Here is a 21,487-nt window from a genome sequence, read left to right as displayed (position 1 = left end):
AAATAAGATATTATTTAAAATCTTAACGTTTCCTTCAACAAGTGTTTGTTGATTAATATCATAACCAATAGTTCTCTCAACTATCTCTTGAAAATTAGCATAGTTTGTATGAATTCTATATCTAGTAGAAAGCACTCTATCATATAAAGGTAAAATAATAGGTTAATAAACAAGCCATTCTTTTACTAAAACATAGAATAGTATGAATCCTATTGAAGGGAGGTATAAAAGAATGTCCTGGAAAAATGATTGCTGGAGTTCTAAGAAAAAGCATTGTTGTGATGACTGGTGGAAATCTAAAGAAAAGAATCATTGTGATGATGATTGGTGGAAATCTAAAGAAAAGAATCATTGTGATGATGATTGGAGTTCTAAACGAAATAAGTGTCGTTGTAAATGTTTCTTTATTTGTTGTCATTGTAAAAGAAAAAATTGGTAATATTTTCAATATCGACTTAAAAGAGAGAACATGTCTTTTGTGACCGATAAACACTAGAATGTAATATACAAAAAGCTGACTAAGTATAGTCAGCTTTTTGTCAATGAACACGTAGAGATTTATTTTAATATAGTTCTTATTAGAAAAGGATTATTTTATATAGATTACTATAAGCATCCATAAAGCCAAGGCGCCAATGATAGCGAGCACTATACGTGTAGATAGTACCCTTAATTCAAAGTCTGTTTTCTTGGAGGGTTCAGGATATGCAATTATGTAGATTCCCTTTAATAATGCAAGCCATGCAATAACCGTTAGGAACCCCTGCCAATTGAATACCCATACATTATGTAGGATTACACTACCTAACCCTAGGAAAATCGATAGAAAACCATACATAATACCAAATCCTCTGTCTTCAACCACTAATTTTTTCAATTCACGTAGTACCGATGGACGTACGAAAAGTATTCCCGATACGATAACCGTTATCCATCCCCAAAACAATCCTAAAAAAGTACTAGTTTCCATTATTAGTTCACTCCCCTCAATTATTTATATTTCAGATATTCCCCCCTTTAGAACAATTCCAAAATCTTTATATATAGGCTAAATTCTGCTCTTTTTTAATACAAACATGGCATATTCTATGCCCATCCTTAATCACCTCATTTCTCTACAAAATGAAATTTTTATATCATTCTTCATCATCATCTATCCGAATCAACCGAAGTCGCTTTGTACTATTACCGCACACTTTTTCATAGCTTGGAGCTAACATGCACCAAAGCCAATATAATGATTCATTCGCCTTTTCACTAACCTCTAAAATTGTCCCCTCTGTAATAAAATGATCACCTTGATACAATGTATACTCGCTTGTCCCATGGAATCATCATTATTCCCCTCCCTATTAAAATAGCGTTTTTGTTTCAAATAATGCTCTCATTAATTTGGACGCATTTACCAGTATATTTACCAAAAAATTCATGGTATCGTTAACTAGTCGAGTACGTCATTACTTGACGATTACCCTTAGGAGCCCCGCAGACAATCGGGGTTCCTTTTATTTAAATAAGGATTTTGTTTAAACTTTACAAAACTCACCTATATTAAACTATCTTCTAAAATTCCCATTGAACATTTATAATACTTTTAAACAGTTTAAATTCTACAATCAGTAATGGAGGCATTTTAATGGGAAACATCCCAAAAATATCATCACAACAATCAAATCCTAAGATACCCTCACAGCAAGTGAACCCTAATACCCAACAAGGTAATATAAAAAAAACAAGACGCCGTATTATAACTACTTTGGCTATTATATTACCTATAATTTTTGTCCTTCAATATTCTCTGAATGACCAACAAGAAATGATTAAAGAAAAACAAATCACGCTGAATACGGAGCAACAAAAATTATCTTCTGTAAAGAAGGATGGTCATTCCCTTAAGAATGATGTTAAAGTTTTAACAGGTAGTGAAGAAGAAATTTTAAAATTCGCAAGGAAACTGTATGGATTTTCTAAACCGAATGAAACTATATTTCAAATAACTGAATAAAATTACACTGCATTACCCAAAAGGCGATTTGAAGATAATCGCCTTTTTATATTTAATTTCTAAAGAAATCATACTAATCTCTCTTTCTATCAGATAACTATTTTATTTAATTTGTTAAAATACAACCGCTTGTCCATTTCACTTTGCTCTGTCATTACATTTACTATTAGTAATACGATTTTTAGAGGTGATAAATAATGGACGAGTTTTTATATTTTGCTGCACTTAATCCGGGTTCTATTGGACCTACACTTCCACCTGTTCAACCCTTTCAATTCCCTACTGGTCCTACTGGTCCCACCGGTTCTACAGGAGCTACTGGCTCAACCGGATCAACTGGATTAATTGGACCAACTGGACCAACTGGTTCAACCGGATCAACTGGCTCTACTGGCGCTACTGGCGCTACTGGTTCTACTGGTTCTACTGGTTCTACTGGTTCTACTGGTTCTACCGGACCAACTGGACCAACTGGATTTAATCTTCCTGCTGGGCCTGCATCTATTACCTTGACTTCTAACGAAACCACAGCATGTGTATCCACTCAAGGAAATAATACTTTATTTTTTTCGGGTCAAGTATTAGTAAACGGTAGTCCTACTCCAGGAGTAGTGGTCAGTTTTTCATTTAGTAACCCTTCTCTTGCTTTCATGGTTCCTCTTGCGGTCATTACCAATGCTTCAGGTAACTTTACCGCTGTATTTCTAGCCGCTAATGGGCCTGGAACAGTAACCGTTACTGCTTCACTTCTTGATTCTCCTGGAACAATGGCTAGCGTCACTATTACCATTGTGAATTGTCCGTAACGGTTTTATTTTTAAGGACTAAGCAATATCTAATAAGATGAGCACTGATTTACAGTGCTCTTTTTTATCATTGGGATGTTCCTTTCAAATGAAATTTCGTAACACCCTACTAAAATAACGCTTTTATTAAGAACTAATGATCTTTATATTTCTTAAGCTTGTCAGCACAAGTAATTTTTATAATTAGTTAAATTCTCAATATAGTTTGTGTATATAATTCCATTCAAAGATACATAATACCCACGTAACTATTTAAAAATACTTTGTTTTTATATCTAAGTTCAAAAAGGAGCTACATAACATGGATAAAAAAGATTTATTAAGTCAACAACTTGATTCTGTGTCATTAGATGCGCTGAATACCCCTAGTAAGGCCCAAGAACAACTGCAAGAAACCTCTCAGGAGGCACATAATTCAAACAAAAAGGACAGTACTCAAGCTTTACATGGCGAAGATTTACCAATTTCAGATGTATATAGAACAACGAACAAACAGTAAATTTAAAAGGGAAAAAATCTTAAGAACGAGTGAACTTAATTCTTTTCCCTTTTCCTATTTAAATAACACTTTTATATGAAACCCGTACACATTTTTGACACATCCACTATCACAATCTCCTGAAAATTCGTGATAATATTAATTTGTCGGATACGCCAAATTTCGACATTGAACGACAATAATATCTCCCTTATTGAATCCCTGTCCCCCAGGGATTTCTCCTTTTATTCATTACTTTTTTCTTCACTAAATTTTCATTCTTAACAAAATTCATTCACTCCATTGAATAGACAGCCACAGTATCCTATTTTGATAAAAACTAAAAACAAACAGACATACTTAACACTAATAGTAGATTTTTTAACTTCAAATTTACTTTTTCTCTCTTTTCTTTTTGTAAACATTAAAAATGAGCTCTATTTACATAGAGCTCATTCGTAATTTTATAGTTTGCTAGACTGTAACCCCTGAATAAACGGAACTACTTCAGGATTTACAAGTGACGATAAATCTCCTAACTCTTTTCCTAAGTAAGCTGCTTTAATAACACGTCGCATTACTTTAGAATTTCGTGTTTTTGGTAAATCTTCTACAACGTGGATGTCTTTTGGACATAAAGCTTTACCAATATGAGAGTTTACTAAACTCATTAATTCTTTCTTTAACTCTCCAGAGAATATTACACCGTCTCGTAATACAACAAAACAATGACAAACTTCTCCTTTTACATCATCCGGTACACCAACTGCCGCTGCTTCTATTACATCATTATGTTTCACAAGAATAGATTCATATTCAGCAGGCCCAATACGTTTTCCAGCAATGTTTAACGTATCATCTGAACGCCCTGTAATGATATATTGCTCACCGTCATAAATGACCCAGTCACCATGAACCCATTTATTTTCAAAACGTGACCAGTATGTGTTCACATAACGTTCATCATCTTCCCAGAAACTTTTCGTCATACCAACCCACGGTTTTTCTAAACATAATTCTCCGACTTCATCACGAATCGGTTTACCTTGATTATCAAGTACAACTGCTGCCATTCCTGGTAAAGATGCGTTAAAACTAATCGGTGCAATTGGCTTTATAAGAACATTACCGAAAATCCCACCAGAAATTTCAGTTCCACCTGAGTAGTTACAGATTGGTACTTTACCTTTACCAACTGTATTAAATAACCACATCCATGGGTCTGGATTCCAAGGTTCTCCTGTTGATGCGAATACTTCTAAACTCTTTAACGAGTGTTTATTTACATATTCATCACCTTTTGCCATTAATGCACGGATTAACGTTGGTGAAATACCGAGATGAGTAATTTCATATTTATCGACTGTCTCCCATAAGCGGTCTGCTTCTGGAAAGTCTGGGACACCTTCATACATAACCATTGTTGCGCCATTAATTAAAGAGCCGAATAGTAAAAATGGTCCCATCATCCAGCCCATATCAGTTACCCATAATACTCGGTCGCCTTGTTTTATATTCATTCCAAATCCTGCATCAAATGCAGATTTTAGCGGGAAACCAGCATGTGTGTGTACTGTCCCCTTCGGCTTACCAGTCGTTCCAGATGTATAGATAAGCATTAATGGATCATCACTGTTCATTTCTTCAGCATGTATAAATGGTTTTTCTTTTTCTAACGTACTCCATGAAAAATCATAATTATGCGGTGTAAAATCATTTCCTGCATGACGAACAATTACCACCTTTTCAACAGTTGGACAATGTTCACAAGCTTTATCTACTTCATCTTTTAATGAAACAATTTTCCCACGGCGTGAAAAGCCATCTGCGGTAATAACCATTTTTGAACCAGCTGCTTGTACACGTGTCATTACTGCATCAGCAGCAAAACCTGAGAATATTGGTGAAATAATCGCTCCAATTTTCATTACCGCTAACATAGCAACAACTGTTTCAGGAATCATTGGCATGTAAATTGTTACACGATCACCCTTTTCAATACCAGCATGTTTCAAACCGTTGGCAACACGACTTACCCAGCTGTCAAGCTCTTCATATGTAAATGATTTTGAAGTTCCGTTTTCCCCTTCATACATAAGTGCTGCTTGTGTTTTCATTTTATCGTCTGCAAGCCAGCGAGATAAAGCAGATTCTACAACGTTACAAGTTCCCTCAGTATACCACTGTGCAAACGGTGTACCATTTTCTAAATCTAACACTTCTGTATATGGTTTCATCCACTGATAGCCAACTGCTCTCTCAGCTTCTCCCCAAAACCATGCTGTTTCTTCAATTGACTTATTATAAAAAGCTTCGTAATCTTCATAGCCTAATGATTTCATCCAACCAAATAAACGCGTTTTTTCTTTATATTCTTCTGTTGGAAACCAAACTGCTTGTTTCAATGTTTTCCCCTCCTTGACTTTTTGAGCAAGAAAGCCCTAAATAGGGCTTTTAAACTGGATATACAGGATGTTTACGATCCGTGAATACTTGATATTTGCTCATATACATTTCGAATCGTCCTTTTAACTCTTCACGTAAATTATTTGGATGAACAATACCATCAATCACCATCTCTGATGCTAAACGGTAAATATCAATATCTTTCTTATACTCTTCTCGTTTTTCAGCAATAAAGCTTGCACGCTCTTCTTCTGGTAAAGCTGCAATCTTATTTGCATATACAGCATTAACCGCTGCTTCTGGACCCATTACTGCAATAGAAGCTGTTGGTAATGCTAAGCAGCAATCTGGTTCAAACGCTGGACCTGCCATTGCATATAAGCCAGCTCCATATGCTTTTCGAACGACGATAGAAATTTTCGGTACAGTTGCTTCACTCATTGCAGAGATCATTTTTGCACCGTGACGAATAATTCCGGCACGTTCTACTTTTGTACCAATCATAAATCCAGGTACATCTGCAAGGAATAATAATGGGATATGGTATGCATCGCATAAATTTATAAACTTCGCTGCTTTATCAGCTGAATCGTGGAATAATACGCCGCCCTTCATACGCGGCTGATTTGCAATAATGCCAATTGGCTTACCATCAATGCGTGCTAAACCTGTAATTAGTTCTTGAGCAAATAATTTTTTCACTTCAAAGAAAGAACCTTCATCAATAATTCTGTTAATGAGATCTTTCATATTGAAAGGAGCATTTTGATTTTCTGGAATGATTTCTTCTAACGTTTTATCGAACTGTTTCGGTTCTTGAGGTGTAATCAAAGGAGTCTTTTCTAAATAGTTACTTGGAAAATAAGAAATATATTGTCTTGCTTGCATAATTGCATCTTCTTCTGTTTTACATAAAACATCTCCGCATCCTGATACTGAGCAATGCATACGTGCTCCGCCCATTTCTTCTAAAGTTACCTTCTCACCGATAACCATTTCAGCCATACGCGGAGACCCTAAATACATAGAAGCATTTCCTTCAACCATCATAACAACGTCACAAAATGCTGGAATATACGCACCACCAGCCGCTGAAGGTCCAAATAATAAACAAATTTGTGGCACTTTACCAGATAATTTCACTTGGTTATAAAAGATTCTTCCTGCACCGCGGCGTCCAGGGAACATTTCAACTTGATCTGTAATACGCGCTCCAGCAGAATCAACTAAATAAAATAACGGTACACGTAATTTTTCTGCTGTTTCTTGAATTCGTAGAATTTTTTCAACTGTACGTGCTCCCCATGATCCAGCTTTTACAGTCGAATCATTTGCCATTACGCACGCAGTACGACCATGTATTTTACCAGTCGCAGTTACAACACCATCAGCTGGTAATCCAGTTTGTTCACAATTTGCAAATAATGCATCTTCCACATATTCACCATTATCGAATAAAAGAGCTAAACGATCTCGAACAAAAAGTTTTCCTTTTGCTTTGTTTTGTTCATGGTATTTCGGTGCCCCGCCTTGCTTAATTGTTTCAACTCTTTCTTCAAATGAATTAGATTGTTGTTTTTGATCTAACATATTTACTCCCCCTTATACATTGGTTTGCGTTTTTCCTTGAATGCCTGTAATCCTTCTAATCTATCTTTCGTATGGATTACGCCCTCATACGCCTGTTTTTCCATTTGTAAGCCGGTATGTAAATCTACTTGAATTCCATTTGAAATTGCTTCTTTTGCTAATCGAACAGCAATTGGACCATTTTTAGCAATTCGATCTGCAATTTCAATTGCTTTCTCTTCTAGTAAATCAGCTGGTACTACGAATTCTACTAAACCATATTCTTTCGCTTCTTGCGCCGAAATACGTCTTCCTGTATAAATTAATTCTTTCGCTCTACCGACTCCAATTAATCTCGGTAAACGCTGCGTACCACCTGCTCCAGGTATAATTGCAAGAGAAGTTTCAGTAAGACCTAGACTTGCAGTGTCAGAAGCAATTCTAAAATCACAAGCTAAGCTTAATTCAGTACCTCCACCAAGTGCGATTCCATTAATAGCAGCAATAACTGGTTGTGGTAATTGTTCCACCATCTCCATAGTAGAACGAATCATACCCACAGCATCGCGAACTTGTTCTTCATTCATGTTTGCACGCTCTTTTAGATCAGCACCAGCACAAAATGCTTTTTCGCCATCCCCTGTTAAAATAACAACGCGCGTATTTGATTCTTCGTTTATTTGAGTTAATATAGTTTGTAATTCTTCTAATAATGCCAAAGACAATGAGTTTGCTTGTCTTTCACGATTTAACGAAATCTTTACAACGTGCGGTGTAACATAGTCAACTGAAATGTTTTGTAATTGTAGCATCTTCTCACCTACTTATCGTTTTATGTTGAAGCGCTCTATACACATGACTCGGTAATTGGATATTTAACTTACTTTGAATAAACTGACTAGCTCTCAATAACTTTTCTTCATCAATATTAGTTTGGACTCCCAGCTTATGGAGCATATGCACTAAGTCATCAGTAGCAACATTACCCGATGCTCCTGGTGCATAAGGACATCCTCCCAGTCCACCACAAGAACTATCAAATGTTGTAATACCATATTCTAATGACTTAACTACATTCGCCAGAGCCATTCCATACGTATTATGAAAATGCATCGCAAACTGCGAAGCATCATACTTCTGTAATAAATGTTCTAATACTTGTTCTACTTGTAATGGATTCGCTACACCAATCGTGTCACCGAGAGAAACTTCATAAATGCCGTATGAAAATAGTTGATTACATATTTCGTCAACTGCTGTGGCACTTATATCCCCTTCATAAGGACATCCAAATACAGTAGAAACATAGCCTCTTACCTTTTTACCTTCGAACGTTGCCTGTTTTGTTATATCTTCAATTACAGCTAATGCTTCTTTAATAGATTTATTAATATTACTTTTATTATGAGATTCACTTGCTGATAAAAAAACATTCACCTCATCTACATTTTGCAAAAAAGCTCGCTCCAAACCATTTTGATTTGGAACAAGCGCTGCATATGTAACATTTGGATCCCTTTTTAGCTCAGAAAATACATCACTTGCATCTGCTAATGCAGGAACCCATTTAGGGTGAACGAATGAGGAAACTTCAACGTACGACAATCCCGCTTCTGTAAGTAGTTGAATCCATTTTACTTTATCTTTTGTGCCAACAATCTTTTTTTCATTCTGTAAGCCATCACGTGGCCCGACTTCTTTAATGACAGCAAAATTAGGTAGTTTCAATTCGCTTCCCCCTATATCTCCCTATTCAATTTCTAGTAATACATCTCCTTCATTTACAAAATCGCCTTCTTGAACGCTTATTTTCATAACAGTTCCGGCTTCTTCTGAAATGATTGGAATTTCCATTTTCATAGATTCCAAAATGACGACATCCTGCTCTTCCTCTACTGTATCTCCTACTCCTACAACAATCTTCCAAACATTTCCTGCCATCGATGCATATACTTTCGTCATCATTTTTTCCCCCTTAATATTCATAAATCTTACTTTTTAACAAGTTGTTTCGTTACGAAACCCGTTGTATAAATACCACTTTTGAACACATCGTCTCCGAGTACTTGCAGTAACATTGGTGTGTTTGTTTTAATACCTTCTACTTTTAACTCTTCTAGAGCAATTTTTAATTTTGAAATCGCTTCTTCACGAGTTTCACCATGTGCGATTACTTTCGCAATCATTGGATCATAGAAAGGTGTAATCGTTACTTGATTCTCCAAAAAGTGATCAATACGTATATTTGTCGGTAACGTTAAATCTGTAATTTTCCCAGGTGATGGGAAGAATGTTTTCGGATCTTCTGCATAAATACGAGCCTCAATGGCATGACCACTACGTTTTACATCATCCTGTGTAAATGATAGCTTCTCACCATATGCGATAAGTAATTGTTGTTCAACTAAGTCTAACCCAGTAATTTCTTCTGTAACTGGATGTTCTACTTGTAATCTCGTATTCATTTCTAAGAAATAAAAGTTCTTTTGATCATCTACAAGAAACTCAACTGTACCTGCATTTGTATAACCAAGTGCTTTAGCAGCTTGTACAGCAACTTCTCCCATAGCCTTTCGTGTACCCTCATCTAAAAATGGTGAAGGTGCTTCTTCAATTACTTTTTGATTTCGGCGCTGCACTGAACATTCGCGTTCCCATAAATACACTGTATTACCATGTGTATCTGCTAAAAGCTGAATTTCAATATGATGTGCATCTGCTATATAGCGCTCTAAATACATTTCTCCGTTACCAAAGAAATTTTGCGCTCTTGTTTTATTACTTTCAAATGCTTTGGTGAGCGTTTGCTCAGTTTCCATCAACTGCATTCCAATGCCTCCGCCGCCCGCGGATGCCTTAAGCATTAATGGATAACCAATTTGTTTCGCAATTTCAATTGCTTCTTCAGCAGTTTCAATATTTGTAGTAATACCTGGAACTACTGGCACATCTGCTGCTTGCATCGCTATACGTGACTCAATTTTACTTCCCATCTTAGTAATGATTTCTTCTGAAGGACCGATAAATACGATTCCTTCTTCTTTACAGCGAATCGGAAAAGATGGATTCTCTGATAATAATCCGTACCCCGGATGGATTGCTTCAGCATTTGTCTTCTTAGCTATTTCAATAATTTTTTCAAGGTTTAAATAGCTTTCTTGGACACGTGGACCGCCTACTAAGTAAGCTTCATTTGCCAATTTTACATGAAGGGCATTTTCATCAGCCTCAGAATAAATAGCAACAGTGCGAATGCCAAGTTTTTGACAAGTTTTCATAATGCGAACTGCGATTTCCCCGCGATTAGCAATTAATATTTTTTGAAACATAGTGACCCCTCCTTTTTATCTACATCCTAAATGTCTTGCAATTACGAGACGTTGAATTTCAGAAGTTCCTTCACCAATTTCTAAAAGTTTTGCATCACGAATATATCGTTCAACTTCGTATTCACGCATATAGCCATATCCACCATGAATTTGTACTGCATGATTTGCTATACGACTTGCAGCTTCAGATGCAAACAACTTTGCCATAGCCGCTTCTTTACCGAAAGGTTTATCGTTATCTTTTAACCAAGCTGCTTTATGTACTAAATTACGCGCTAATTCTACTTCAGTCGCCATATCAGCCAATTTAAATTGAATCGCTTGGAAATTAGAAATCGGTTTTCCAAATTGTTGACGTTCTTTCGCATATTGCAATGCACGCTCAAATGCAGATTGTGCAATACCTACTGCTAATGCTGCAATTGAAATACGTCCTCCATCAAGTGTATATAAGAATTGTTTAAATCCTTTATTTACATCACCAAGAATATTTTCTTTCGGTACACGTACACCATCAAGTACGATTTCACAAGTATTAGAAGCACGAACACCCATCTTATCGTAAGGGCTTGAAATCGTTAATCCTTCACTAGTAGTCGGTACGATAAATGCAGAAATACGTTTTTTACCATTGTCTTCAAAACCGTTGATAGCGGTTACAATAATTGTATTTGCATACTCTGCGTTTGTAATCCAGCACTTTTCACCACTAATAACATATTCATCGCCATCTAAAGTTGCTTTCGTTTGTGTGCCCCCTGCATCAGATCCAGCATTTGGCTCCGTTAATCCGAAAGCACCTAACGTTTTACCTGACGCCATTGGAACTAAAAATTTCTGTTTTTGTTCTTCTGTACCGAAATAATAAATTGGAGAAGCACCTAATGAAATTGTTGCAGCATAGCTTAAACCTGTTCCACCACAAGCACGACCAATCTCTTCAACAGCTAACGCGTACGATAACGTATCGCCACCTGAACCTCCATACTCTTCCGGGAATGGGATACCTAATAATCCCAGTTCGCCCATTTTTTGAAATGTTTCATATGGAAATTCCGCAGTTTTGTCATAATATACAGCTTTCGGTGCGATTTCCTTTTCAGCAAAATCACGTACCATTTCTTTAATCATTTGTTTTTCGCGAGTTAGAGTAAATTCCATTCCGCTACACACCCCTTATCGAATATTGAGTTTCGACAGCGTGCGAGTTTCTACTACAAACATTACTTCTTAAAAGACACGAATATTAGTTAGATAATTGCTATAATTCTGTCATAACTTAATTTTAAAACAGATTCTGTACCAATGCACAAAAAAATTCCTACATTGTTCTACAACAACATAGGAGGTTTTGTGTCGAATTATGTAATTTATTGTTTAATAATCTCTACCTTTTCCCGAATCAGAAATTTCTACTACCCCTTCAGGGTATGGTTCGAAATATGTTTGTCTTAATAAATACTTTTCATCAAATCGAATGGCCCATGATTTTAAAATTGTAAGCAAACTACTAAGTGGTATTTTCTTTTCTGCATATTTTTGTATCAGTTCTAGAAAATGATCTTTTTCTTGTTTTTTTAGCTTTGTTTTAAAATATCCGAAAATGTGCTCACATACATTTACATTCGATGTATAGCGAGGCGCGCGAATAAATAATTCATATAAAGTCTTCTCATAGTTATCAAATACGACTTCAATTGTTTCATTTTTTTGATTTGCAATAATACGCCCTAATTCTTTTTGTTTCACCTGATTATATGCCATAAATAAATACTTATAATCTGATTGAAACGCTACGAGTTCTTTTATGTTTTTAGTATGTTTAATCATTTTGTAATGCGCGATTGTAAACAATCTTGTAAAGAAATGCTCTCTAATAATAAAATTCGACAATCTACCTTCTTCTTCAATTGGAAGATGCGAAAATTTTTTTATTACTGCTCCGCCAAATAATCCAGTTCCTTTTCCTTTTACTGGCCCTTTTTCAAAACCAGAATAGATTTTCACATCACGAGTTCCGCAACTTGGCGAACGATTCTTCAAAATAAAACCGTCAACTTCAGGTAATGTTTGTAAAAATGCATTTGAAAATCCATTCATTTTTTCAGTTACATCTTCTCGTATTGACGGTTGTACAAGCCTATTCACACCATTTTTTTCTACAATACGTATCGTTTCACGAGGAGTCCCTAAACCAATTTCTACTTCAGGACATACAGGTATAAATGTAACAAATGGCTGCAAGTTTCGAATTGTTAAATCTGGAACCATCTCTCCATTATAACGACAGGCATCAAATTCTAAACATTTACTTACAACAATTATCGGTTTAGCAAATTGTCGCATCACATTACCTCCGTGGCGTTAGTCCATACAATATAAATTGAATCGTATTTTCAATTTCCACTTCATCGTCCCATTTCTCTTCCGGCAATAATAAAAACCTCGTTAAGAGCAACCCTAATACAGCTGATAAAGTAAGACGTAATACAGAAGAAGGCGGAAGTTCAATAACTTCCCCTTCTTCTTGAAACTTTGCAATCAGCTTTTTAAAATGTACAAGCAGTTCTGTTTCTATTAATTGTTGTATTTCACTTTTTAGTTCTGGCTGAAATGGTACTTCTTGAATTAATATTTTTATCATTGGAAAGTGCTTTTTAGCAAATTCAAATCTATTTTGAATTATTACTCTTAAAAGCACTTCATACGATTCATACTCTGTTTTAAATATTTCTTTTGCAAAGGCTTGTACGAAAAATGGTGCAGCGAACTTTGTTAAGGTCGGCATCACGACTGCAAACAATAAATCTTTTTTCGTTTTATAGTAGCGGAAGATTGTTCCTTCCGCTACACCAGCTCGCTTTGCAATTTCACTCGTTGAAGTTGAGGCGTACCCTTTTTCTCCGAACATATCAACAGCTGCCTCTAATATACGCATTTGGCGTTCATTACGTTTATCAGTATTCGTTGCGGCAACTAATTCTTCCAGCCAATCCTTCTTCATTTATTGTGCTCCTTTTTATCATCATTATATTTTGCGATGTTTCTTTAATGCAAATACATTTCCTACTGCAAATAATAGTGAAAAAAGTAGTAATACAGTAAGATCTAATGCAATCTCTGTAAACCCTTGATTCCGAATCATTACTTGTCTCATAGCGTCAGCACCATATGTGAGTGGAAATAATTTACCTAACATTTGTAACCATGTATTCATGGATTCCATTGGAAACAACCCAGAAAAGAAGACTTGTGGCACGATAACAAGCGGTATAAATTGAATCATTTGAAATTCATTATTTGCGTATGCCGATAAAAACGTGCCTAATGTTAGTGCAGTTAAAGAAAGCATACATGTTATAAGTAGCGTTAGCCATATTGAGCCAGCTACATATAAATCTAAAATATAAACTGAAAAACTTACAATTATAATAGATTGTATAAATGCAAAGATTCCAAAACCAATAATATATCCTAAAACTATTTCCCATCTTCTCACTGGTGTGGACAATAATCTCTCTAATGTACCACTTAAACGTTCTCTTACAAAAGATACTCCGGACAATATAAATACAAAGAAAAATGTAAAGAAACCAATTAATACGGGACCAAGCCCATCGAACATCGTAATGTCTTTAGAGCCATGTAAATAATCCACTTCAGGCTTCATCATTGATACATCATTCTTCTCTGTACTCTTTTGCAATACTTGAAGTACCGCACGGTTTTTTGATGAATCACTGCCTTCTAATAGAAGATTCATTTTTCCATTTTCTAAATGAATTACTGCATCTACCTTTTGCTTTTCTAACTCCGAAATTGCTTTGTCTTTACTATATTCATAAATTGATGCTTCTTGATTTTTCATTGCTTTTACTATAGGAGCAGGTACATCGACTACAGCAATATGCGGTATATAGTCTTTTTGTGTAAATACTAGCGACAATAACCAAAGTAATAACATTGGTGCCCCAAACATCATTGCTAAAGAACGCTTATCTCGAAAAAATTGACGAATGATACGGATGACTACACCATTAACTCTCATGATTCAATCACTCCTTCTAACATAAAGACATCTTCAATTCGTCCAGAAGATGTTTGTTTTTTCAATTCCTCCGGTGTGCCAATCGCAACTAAATTCCCTTCTCTAATTAGCCCTAGACGTTCGCAAAACTCAGCTTCATCCATAATGTGCGTTGTTACAATAATAGTTGTTCCTTTCTTTTTAAGGTCATAAAACTTCTCCCAAATCGATTTTCGAAGTAGAGGATCTATCCCAACTGTTGGCTCATCTAAAATTAATATTTCTGGTTCATGAAGGAGTGCTATCGCCAATGATAAACGTTTTTTCATTCCACCTGAAAAATGCTGTACTTGCTTTTTCATATGCTCTGATAATTGCACAAGTTCAAAAACTTCTACGATTCTCTCTTTCTTACGCTTACCTTTTAACCCATACATCGTTGCAATAAAATCTGCATTTTCATATGCCGATAGTTCTTCGTATAATGCATCAGCCTGAGCCATATAACCAATTCTTTTCATTTCATTTAGATTAGGCATGTTTGTATTAAAAACAATTACATCCCCTGTAGTTGACTCATTAATACCTGCAATCATTTTAATGAGTGTTGTTTTCCCTGATCCGGAAGGTCCAACCAAGCCAAAAATTTCTGCTTTTTCTACTTGCAGCGAAAGGTTATGCAAAACTTCTTTTTTCCCAAAACTTTTTGATACATCTCGTAAAATAATTGAAGGTTGCTGCACTAAAAATCCCCCTTTTCTTTGAAATGAGTGAGTACTCACTTTTATTTTACTCTCGAATTATTATATGTCAAACTTTTCAAACATATATTTTTTCTGTTATTTACTAAATCAATGAAACAGAGTCGACATTAGAATATCTTTTCTTAAAGTCGACTCTGTTTCATTGTAAATTATTCGATTTTTGTTATGTTTTTAAATTTAAATACCTTCTAATTCTAGCAACATCTAATGAATATTCGATAACTATTTGCTGTATTGGTAATATAACCGTTTCCGGATATAAATGTGCATATTGTAACGTTTCTGCATACTTTTCCAACCGTTTTTCTAAATACTTTACAATTTGCTCAGGATGACTTACTAATAAAGACGTACTATAATAATGAATTTGCTCCTCAATCGCCGTATATTCTTCAATTTCAAATTCTTTATGCATTTGTACACCCCTTTATATTTTTAATATTGCTTAATAATAACTATTTTAACTCGACTAATTTTTAAGTTTTTTGATTATTTACACTATAACAAACTCAATAGGTCAAATTTTGTTACTTTATGTAACGTTGAAAAATTTTAACAAAATTGTAATGGAAACTTGTACTCAAGAAAAACTACCTTTAAATTATTCTCCTGAACAAAAAAGCCGTACAGATTAATTTAACTGCACGACTACAATCTCAGGTCTATTAAAAACTCTTTGCGGAATGATACTATTGCCTAATCCTCTACTAACTATCATAGACGTATTTTGTTGTTCATATAAACCCGCTGTATATTTGGGCAGTATTCCTTGATTAGGAGCAACTAATCCCCCGATAAAAGGTAACCGAACTTGTCCCCCATGTGCATGACCCGATAACACTAAATCTACTTGCTCATCAGCATATGCTTCTAAAAATTCAGGCCTATGGGATAATAATACATTATACCTATCTGGCTGCGTTTCAATTTTTGCTTTTACAATTGCATCTTTTACAATACTTCCTTCATCAATATCTCCAGTATTAAATTCGGGATCATCAATTCCTAACAAGTTTATTTCGTGTCCTCCCTTTTGTATTATTACATGTTCATTTCTTAAAACAGTGACATGCTGTTTCTTTAATTTTTTTTCTAAACTGTTATATTTTCCTGACCATTTTTCATGATTTCCTGTCACAAAATATACCGGATATTCCTTTACAAGTTCTCGTATTACTTGCATACTAATTTCTGCATCGTACGATTTACTGTCTATTAAATCACCCGTAATAGCAATAATATCTGGATTTATGCTTTTTACTTTTTGAATTAAAACGTCTTGATTATCACCAAATTTTTTATTATGTAAATCTGAAATTTGTAGTATTTTATATCCTTTAAAAGAAGAGGGAATTTTACTAGAGGTTATTTTAACCTCAGTTATACTTATTAAATTGTTTTGTAAATATAAAAAGATACTAATGCCTACTAATATACCAATAATTAATATGATTCTTTTAGTCTTCTTGTTCATATTTCCTCCTAAAATCTTGATCAGTACTACAGTTCACAATAAATATTACGTGCCCTTCGCATTCAGAATAACTGAAATTTTTTAATTGATTTGTAGTATTTGTTATAGTTTTATACGCCACTTATAAAATTTTTCAATCGCATGCGTGTATGATGTCATGCTCATTTTCCAGTAATTTTATAGCAGATCACTGGAATCTCTTCATAATATTAACATTTTTCTTACTTAGTTTGATAACTATATCATGATAATTCCTATAGTTTTTTATAAAAATATTGTGTACTTTTCTCGAAGTATATACGACATTTGATTACAAATATATTATTACCACTACGATTTTAATTTGTTTAAAACGTACAAAGAGAGAATTGAAACACTAAATTGCCTTATGAAAAGGTATTACTGTATTATTTGTTAGAAAATTGAAAAAACATGTGTAGATAGCTATCATTGTAAGTGCATATATAATTAACTTTAATTTCCTGACATAATTTCACATAATTCTTAAACTAGTTTTTTGCGTACATTATGAAATAAAATATTGCCCCATGTCAGTCTTTAAAAAATTATATATCATAACTTTAAGGGAGGAAGAAAACTATGAAGATGAAAAGAAAAATCATGATGACGACAGCACTTGCAGCTACATTGGCTACAGGTGCACTACCAAGTACATCGGTGTTTGCTGCTGAAAAAGAGGCTCCTATCCAACAAGAAGAGACACAGATGAGTATTCAACCATTTGCACAAAATAATTTGGAAACAGCAGTTAAAGCTGCCTTAAATGGTCCAGAAGTTAAAAAAATTAAAGTATTTGAGCATGAATTTAATGTAAAACCAATTGAAGTAGTAAATTTAGGTGGCGGTAAAACATATGTTAAGGGACAAATTTCTCATCATTTAAGTTTTCGTCCAGATGATCAATTTTATTATGAGTTTACAGTGCAAGATGGAAAGGTAATAGATAAGCCTGTATTTAATATTGATAGAGGTGGTTGGACACCTTTTGCCGCTCCACTTTTATCAATTCTTGCTGCGTATAATGGGATTCCAGTTAATCCAAATGATTTAAATGCACTTGGTCAACAGATTGGAAAAGTGATAGATGGAAGCTGGGAACATGCAGCCCAATCTATCGCAACTGTAGTTAGTTTAAGTTGTAATGAGTAGAATTTCTTAATTTTTGTTAGCCTAACAGAGTCCCATTTTTCATAAGTAACCTTGTTATAAAAAATTCTGAAACAGCTATAAATAGATTTTTACCACTCAGTCACATTATCTTGATTTGTTAACCACCTTATCATTCATTATATATCACAAAATAGAAGTCTTTTTTAAGACTTCTGTTTTGTTTGTATACAGTACAGCGGAAAGTTTGTTTTTTACCTATCTATGCTTCAATTCTTTAAGAATCCGTTTGACTATTAGATACAATTTATTACAACAAACTATTAAAATCTCAAATAACTTCCTACCCTATTTTGATTTTTTCAAACACAAAAATTCATTACTTTAAGAATGAAAACAATAGATGTAGTAAAAAATCATCTTGTTTTATTATATCTATTGTTTAAAAGTCAGGAGAGATAAAATGAACAAAATAAAAATGAGGAATTTTTTAAAAATTAGTATCCTTACTTGTTTCACACTAGCAAGTTTAAGTACACCATCTACTATTTTTGCTGATAGTCATCCAGGTTATTCCTATGAATCCAATATAGGCTATCAAAACCCAGCATGGATGTCGAAAGTAGCAGATTCAACAAAATTGAGTGAAATATCTATTCCAGGGACTCACGGTACAATGGCTTTACATGGAGCAAGTTTTCTTGATGAAAATTTGACAAGAAATCAAACTATGAGTCTACCACAACAATTAAATTCCGGAATTCGATATGTAGATATGCGTGTTAAACGTGTAAAAGATTCTTTTGCAATGTACCATGGGATTGTAAATCAAAAAGCAATGTTTGAAGATGTATTAAAAGAGGCAATTCAATTTTTAAAAGATCATCCTACAGAAACAATTTTAATGCGCTTAAAAGAAGAAACTACTCCTGAAAGTGGCTCACTATCATTCGAGGAAATACTTAATAAATACAAAGACCTTAATTCTTCCTATTTTTGGGATCCGAGTTCTGTACCAACTTCAAAAAGAAATAACCCTACTCTAGCAGACATCCGAGGGAAAATTTTAATCTTACAAAACTTTACAGCCTCTCAGCAATATGGTATTAATTACGATAGCTTAAATATACAAGATACATTTGAAATTGAAAACGGACCAGACGGAATGTATGAAAAATGGAATGCGGTGAGAACCCACCTTCAAAATGCAAATAATAATTTTAACAATGATAAAATCTATCTTAACTATTTTAGTGGCACAGGTGGTGCTGCTGCATTATTAAATAATGTTTATCCTTGGTTTGTTGCAAGTGGTAAAGAGAGCAGAAATACTGATAGTAACCTCAAGATGATTCAAAAAGCTACAACTAATGCGTGGGAAGATTTCCCTCGTGATATAAATGGTCAAGTATTTTATGGTGGAATGAATACACTGGGGACCGAACTCTTGCAACAAGGTGGAATTAAACATTCTGGTATTATCGCAGCTGATTTTCCTGGTCCAGGTTTAATTGATAGTATCATTAAATTAAATGGTATACATTCGAATGAAAAAGAAATATTAATTTCGCAAATTTCATCCGAATCTAGCCCTTTATCCGGACAACAAAATCGATCCAGTCAAAACTTTAAAATTGATAGTTTACCTGTAGGTACTAAGGAATTAAAATGGATTATTGAGCCTTCAGAAAAAGATCATCCTTCTTCTATCTCTTTCAATGTAATGATTGACGTTTCCCTAGGTACAGATTCTACTCGTTGGAAAAATATTTCACATGGATCTAGGACTGAAGCTTATACGAATACTAAATATTATATTGCAAGCCCACTTGGTGCCACTAACAAATTTACAGTGAAAATATACGCTATTACAAATTAAAAAATAAAGAATCCCAATGGAATTCCTTTTTGATGGAATACCATTGGGGTTCTTTAATAATTTCATTTCGTATATATTGGGATGAAGAGTAAAAATTGCACCCCTGTTCCGGTATTGCACATAGAATAAGTGATAACTACCCTTTTCCACTTATCATTTATTTAAAACTGGCTTCCAAAGCGATAGTGCAAAAATCCAATTTGGATCGCCGTTCCCTTGATAACTTTGAATCGCTTCATACAATTTTCCCTCATGTACTACTTTATCACCTTTATTGTATGCTTTTCTTGCATCCCATTTTTCATAAGTAGAGTCCTCTAGTTTTGTTGCTACAGTTAAAACATCACTTCTACTAGACTCATTTCCAGCTAAATCAACCGCCGTCACTACATATTTATACGATGTATTAGTTTTTAAATCTTTATCCATAAAGGATGTATTATCCGCTGTCCCAATTTTATTCATAACCCCAGTGCTTTCTCTATATACAACATAATGATCAACACCTACATTATCTTCAGACGCACTCCACATCAAATCAACAGTTGTCGCTGTTGTACCCATACTATGTAATCCTTTTGGTTGAGTCGGAGCCTCTTTATCTGGAGTTTCATTTGTTGTCTTAACCTTTAGTTTTTCACTTTCTTTTGATATGTTTCCAGCAGCGTCTAATGCCTTTATTGTATAGGGATATTCCGTATTTGCTTTTAGTTTTTTATCAGTAAAAGTTGTACCTAGTACCGTACCAATTACTTCTCCATTACGTAACACTTGATATTCTTTTACGCCTATATTATCATTTGAGGCCTTCCATGTTAGTTCAACACTATTGGCAGAAACTTTAGACGCATTTAATCCAGTTGGTTGACTTGGAGCTACTGTATCGGGAGCTTCATTATTTACTAGATTTACATCAATTACATTATAAAACGCATTTGACGTATCTGCTACATCCCATACAGCTAAAATAACATGATAACCATTGCGATCAGTTGGTACATTAATTGTATGTGTTAAATTATTTGATGCTGCCGAACCGTCATGTTTCACAGTTCCAATTGGTTCTAATTCAGCACGTGTTAATGGTTTATTAGGATCCCATCCCTTTTTGGTAATGTAATAATGCCATTTACTTGTAGAATGTGCCGCTGTGTATTTCCATGTAAATGTATTTGCTCCCCCCTTTATTGTGTTTTTGAACCAGCGATTTGATGTTTGTTGGTCAAGAATCCCTCCAAACAGTTCTCCTGCCGAAGCGATTTTCCCATCAATCGGTCCACCATCTGGGAATCCTTTAGGTGCTTCTAGACTTTGAGGTTCGTACATTACATTTCCACAATTTAAATTTAATGCTCCATAATTCTGACTACATAAAGCAGCACGACTACTCGGCTTTTCAACAAACCCATGTGCATATGCACTTTGAGGAATCATTGTAATTGCCGTCACCCCTGCAGCTAAAACACAAGCACCAATTCCTTTTTTACTTTTTCTTAATCTTTCTAACTTAGATGTTAATTTCAAATTCATACTTGTCCCCCCAATATATTGTTTATGCTAATATAATAGCAATATAGGGATAAACGAACAAATCACCTACTAATATATTAATAGTTCAATAA

Annotated in this window: 23 protein-coding genes and 1 pseudogene; 6 read left to right on the top strand and 18 right to left on the bottom strand. The window is 34.6% G+C overall.

Going from position 1 to position 21,487, the window contains the following annotated elements:
* The first annotated feature begins 245 nt into the window (after window positions 1–245).
* Window positions 246–482: a hypothetical protein gene (locus QCI77_RS12715; protein WP_353824983.1), complete on the top strand. Its 237-nt coding sequence runs from the start codon at window positions 246–248 to the stop codon at window positions 480–482.
* 107 nt (window positions 483–589) lie between these two features.
* On the opposite strand, the gene QCI77_RS12710 is transcribed toward QCI77_RS12715, so the two are convergent.
* Together QCI77_RS12710 and QCI77_RS12705 are read right to left on the bottom strand one after the other, a co-directional pair.
* Entirely contained in the window at window positions 590–970 is a 381-nt protein-coding gene (locus QCI77_RS12710) for a hypothetical protein (protein WP_016120241.1), read from the bottom strand.
* Window positions 971–1,136: 166 nt separating this feature from the next.
* On the bottom strand, window positions 1,137–1,307 hold the full coding sequence (locus tag QCI77_RS12705; RefSeq protein ID WP_193665719.1) for a hypothetical protein: 171 nt from the start codon (window positions 1,305–1,307) through the stop codon (window positions 1,137–1,139).
* A gap of 329 nt (window positions 1,308–1,636) precedes the next feature.
* Here QCI77_RS12705 and QCI77_RS12700 point away from each other — a divergent pair, with 329 nt between their 5' ends.
* Together QCI77_RS12700 and QCI77_RS12695 are read left to right on the top strand one after the other, a co-directional pair.
* Window positions 1,637–2,005, top strand: a complete 369-nt coding sequence (locus QCI77_RS12700) for an FtsB family cell division protein (protein ID WP_193665718.1) — start codon at window positions 1,637–1,639, stop codon at window positions 2,003–2,005.
* A gap of 197 nt (window positions 2,006–2,202) precedes the next feature.
* Window positions 2,203–2,259: pseudogene (locus tag QCI77_RS12695) on the top strand (exosporium leader peptide-containing protein); the annotation flags it as partial.
* 17 nt (window positions 2,260–2,276) lie between these two features.
* Here the strand turns inward: QCI77_RS12695 and QCI77_RS12690 are convergent.
* Entirely contained in the window at window positions 2,277–2,534 is a 258-nt protein-coding gene (locus tag QCI77_RS12690) for a hypothetical protein (protein WP_353824982.1), read from the bottom strand.
* A gap of 45 nt (window positions 2,535–2,579) precedes the next feature.
* Window positions 2,580–2,795 (bottom strand): hypothetical protein, encoded by a 216-nt coding sequence (locus tag QCI77_RS12685; protein ID WP_002085442.1) that lies wholly within the window; start codon window positions 2,793–2,795, stop codon window positions 2,580–2,582.
* A gap of 317 nt (window positions 2,796–3,112) precedes the next feature.
* Between QCI77_RS12685 and QCI77_RS12680 the strand changes: the two genes are divergently transcribed.
* Window positions 3,113–3,310 (top strand): hypothetical protein, encoded by a 198-nt coding sequence (locus QCI77_RS12680; protein ID WP_002189672.1) that lies wholly within the window; start codon window positions 3,113–3,115, stop codon window positions 3,308–3,310.
* Window positions 3,311–3,753: 443 nt separating this feature from the next.
* On the opposite strand, the gene QCI77_RS12675 is transcribed toward QCI77_RS12680, so the two are convergent.
* The 13 genes from QCI77_RS12675 to QCI77_RS12615 all read right to left on the bottom strand — a co-directional run bounded on the left by QCI77_RS12675 (window position 3,754) and on the right by QCI77_RS12615 (window position 16,858).
* Entirely contained in the window at window positions 3,754–5,694 is a 1,941-nt protein-coding gene (locus QCI77_RS12675) for an AMP-binding protein (protein WP_353824981.1), read from the bottom strand.
* A gap of 49 nt (window positions 5,695–5,743) precedes the next feature.
* Window positions 5,744–7,285, bottom strand: coding sequence for an acyl-CoA carboxylase subunit beta (locus QCI77_RS12670; protein ID WP_353824980.1), 1,542 nt, complete (start codon window positions 7,283–7,285; stop codon window positions 5,744–5,746).
* A gap of 2 nt (window positions 7,286–7,287) precedes the next feature.
* Window positions 7,288–8,076, bottom strand: a complete 789-nt coding sequence (locus tag QCI77_RS12665; protein WP_353824979.1) for an enoyl-CoA hydratase — start codon at window positions 8,074–8,076, stop codon at window positions 7,288–7,290.
* A gap of 4 nt (window positions 8,077–8,080) precedes the next feature.
* Window positions 8,081–8,992, bottom strand: a complete 912-nt coding sequence (gene mvaB, locus QCI77_RS12660; RefSeq protein WP_193665706.1) for a hydroxymethylglutaryl-CoA lyase — start codon at window positions 8,990–8,992, stop codon at window positions 8,081–8,083.
* A 21-nt stretch (window positions 8,993–9,013) separates the two neighbouring features.
* Window positions 9,014–9,229, bottom strand: coding sequence for an acetyl-CoA carboxylase biotin carboxyl carrier protein subunit (locus QCI77_RS12655; RefSeq protein ID WP_085311237.1), 216 nt, complete (start codon window positions 9,227–9,229; stop codon window positions 9,014–9,016).
* 26 nt (window positions 9,230–9,255) lie between these two features.
* Window positions 9,256–10,593 carry an acetyl-CoA carboxylase biotin carboxylase subunit gene (locus QCI77_RS12650; RefSeq protein ID WP_002136442.1) on the bottom strand — a complete coding sequence of 446 codons (1,338 nt, stop codon included), beginning with the start codon at window positions 10,591–10,593 and terminating at the stop codon, window positions 9,256–9,258.
* Between the two features lie 15 nt (window positions 10,594–10,608).
* Window positions 10,609–11,754 (bottom strand): acyl-CoA dehydrogenase, encoded by a 1,146-nt coding sequence (locus tag QCI77_RS12645; RefSeq protein ID WP_353824977.1) that lies wholly within the window; start codon window positions 11,752–11,754, stop codon window positions 10,609–10,611.
* 216 nt (window positions 11,755–11,970) lie between these two features.
* Entirely contained in the window at window positions 11,971–12,939 is a 969-nt protein-coding gene (locus tag QCI77_RS12640) for a YbgA family protein (protein WP_353824976.1), read from the bottom strand.
* Window positions 12,940–12,943: 4 nt separating this feature from the next.
* Window positions 12,944–13,597, bottom strand: a complete 654-nt coding sequence (locus tag QCI77_RS12635) for a TetR/AcrR family transcriptional regulator (RefSeq protein ID WP_353824975.1) — start codon at window positions 13,595–13,597, stop codon at window positions 12,944–12,946.
* Window positions 13,598–13,621: 24 nt separating this feature from the next.
* The gene (locus QCI77_RS12630; RefSeq protein ID WP_113936472.1) at window positions 13,622–14,641 is read right to left on the bottom strand and encodes an ABC transporter permease; all 1,020 of its coding nucleotides are present in this window, start codon (window positions 14,639–14,641) and stop codon (window positions 13,622–13,624) included.
* Window positions 14,638–15,363 carry an ABC transporter ATP-binding protein gene (locus QCI77_RS12625; RefSeq protein ID WP_002032219.1) on the bottom strand — a complete coding sequence of 242 codons (726 nt, stop codon included), beginning with the start codon at window positions 15,361–15,363 and terminating at the stop codon, window positions 14,638–14,640. Before QCI77_RS12625 ends, QCI77_RS12630 begins: the two co-directional genes overlap by 4 nt.
* Window positions 15,364–15,547: 184 nt before the next feature.
* Window positions 15,548–15,799: a hypothetical protein gene (locus QCI77_RS12620; protein WP_002017002.1), complete on the bottom strand. Its 252-nt coding sequence runs from the start codon at window positions 15,797–15,799 to the stop codon at window positions 15,548–15,550.
* A 216-nt stretch (window positions 15,800–16,015) separates the two neighbouring features.
* Window positions 16,016–16,858, bottom strand: coding sequence for a metallophosphoesterase (locus QCI77_RS12615; protein ID WP_113769445.1), 843 nt, complete (start codon window positions 16,856–16,858; stop codon window positions 16,016–16,018).
* A 600-nt stretch (window positions 16,859–17,458) separates the two neighbouring features.
* On the opposite strand from QCI77_RS12615, the gene QCI77_RS12610 reads away from it, so the two are divergent.
* Both QCI77_RS12610 and QCI77_RS12605 read left to right on the top strand, forming a co-directional pair.
* Window positions 17,459–18,028, top strand: a complete 570-nt coding sequence (locus QCI77_RS12610; RefSeq protein WP_353824974.1) for a methyltransferase — start codon at window positions 17,459–17,461, stop codon at window positions 18,026–18,028.
* A 421-nt stretch (window positions 18,029–18,449) separates the two neighbouring features.
* The gene (locus tag QCI77_RS12605) at window positions 18,450–19,865 is read left to right on the top strand and encodes a phosphatidylinositol-specific phospholipase C (protein ID WP_353824973.1); all 1,416 of its coding nucleotides are present in this window, start codon (window positions 18,450–18,452) and stop codon (window positions 19,863–19,865) included.
* A 153-nt stretch (window positions 19,866–20,018) separates the two neighbouring features.
* On the opposite strand, the gene QCI77_RS12600 is transcribed toward QCI77_RS12605, so the two are convergent.
* Window positions 20,019–21,395: a lytic polysaccharide monooxygenase gene (locus QCI77_RS12600; RefSeq protein WP_353824971.1), complete on the bottom strand. Its 1,377-nt coding sequence runs from the start codon at window positions 21,393–21,395 to the stop codon at window positions 20,019–20,021.
* Window positions 21,396–21,487: the final 92 nt, after the last annotated feature.

It is taken from the genome of Bacillus cereus group sp. MG9 (assembly GCF_040459995.1).
Lineage (GTDB): Bacteria > Bacillota > Bacilli > Bacillales > Bacillaceae_G > Bacillus_A > Bacillus_A mycoides.
This window is presented reverse-complemented; position numbering and strand designations above follow the sequence as displayed.

What these genes read in the sequence shown, in the direction of transcription:
- QCI77_RS12645 (WP_353824977.1), bottom strand. Translation starts at nt 11,754, where the DNA reads ATGGAATTTACTCTAACTCGCGAAAAACAAATGATTAAAGAAATGGTA.
- QCI77_RS12670 (WP_353824980.1), bottom strand. Translation starts at nt 7,285, where the DNA reads ATGTTAGATCAAAAACAACAATCTAATTCATTTGAAGAAAGAGTTGAA.
- QCI77_RS12650 (WP_002136442.1), bottom strand. Translation starts at nt 10,593, where the DNA reads ATGTTTCAAAAAATATTAATTGCTAATCGCGGGGAAATCGCAGTTCGC.
- QCI77_RS12635 (WP_353824975.1), bottom strand. Translation starts at nt 13,597, where the DNA reads ATGAAGAAGGATTGGCTGGAAGAATTAGTTGCCGCAACGAATACTGAT.
- QCI77_RS12685 (WP_002085442.1), bottom strand. Translation starts at nt 2,795, where the DNA reads ATGGTAATAGTGACGCTAGCCATTGTTCCAGGAGAATCAAGAAGTGAA.
- QCI77_RS12600 (WP_353824971.1), bottom strand. Translation starts at nt 21,395, where the DNA reads ATGAATTTGAAATTAACATCTAAGTTAGAAAGATTAAGAAAAAGTAAA.
- QCI77_RS12620 (WP_002017002.1), bottom strand. Translation starts at nt 15,799, where the DNA reads ATGCATAAAGAATTTGAAATTGAAGAATATACGGCGATTGAGGAGCAA.
- QCI77_RS12605 (WP_353824973.1), top strand. Translation starts at nt 18,450, where the DNA reads ATGAACAAAATAAAAATGAGGAATTTTTTAAAAATTAGTATCCTTACT.
- QCI77_RS12655 (WP_085311237.1), bottom strand. Translation starts at nt 9,229, where the DNA reads ATGATGACGAAAGTATATGCATCGATGGCAGGAAATGTTTGGAAGATT.
- QCI77_RS12715 (WP_353824983.1), top strand. Translation starts at nt 246, where the DNA reads ATGATTGCTGGAGTTCTAAGAAAAAGCATTGTTGTGATGACTGGTGGA.
- QCI77_RS12615 (WP_113769445.1), bottom strand. Translation starts at nt 16,858, where the DNA reads ATGAACAAGAAGACTAAAAGAATCATATTAATTATTGGTATATTAGTA.
- QCI77_RS12710 (WP_016120241.1), bottom strand. Translation starts at nt 970, where the DNA reads ATGGAAACTAGTACTTTTTTAGGATTGTTTTGGGGATGGATAACGGTT.
- QCI77_RS12665 (WP_353824979.1), bottom strand. Translation starts at nt 8,076, where the DNA reads ATGCTACAATTACAAAACATTTCAGTTGACTATGTTACACCGCACGTT.
- QCI77_RS12610 (WP_353824974.1), top strand. Translation starts at nt 17,459, where the DNA reads ATGAAGATGAAAAGAAAAATCATGATGACGACAGCACTTGCAGCTACA.
- QCI77_RS12700 (WP_193665718.1), top strand. Translation starts at nt 1,637, where the DNA reads ATGGGAAACATCCCAAAAATATCATCACAACAATCAAATCCTAAGATA.
- QCI77_RS12630 (WP_113936472.1), bottom strand. Translation starts at nt 14,641, where the DNA reads ATGAGAGTTAATGGTGTAGTCATCCGTATCATTCGTCAATTTTTTCGA.
- QCI77_RS12640 (WP_353824976.1), bottom strand. Translation starts at nt 12,939, where the DNA reads ATGCGACAATTTGCTAAACCGATAATTGTTGTAAGTAAATGTTTAGAA.
- QCI77_RS12680 (WP_002189672.1), top strand. Translation starts at nt 3,113, where the DNA reads ATGGATAAAAAAGATTTATTAAGTCAACAACTTGATTCTGTGTCATTA.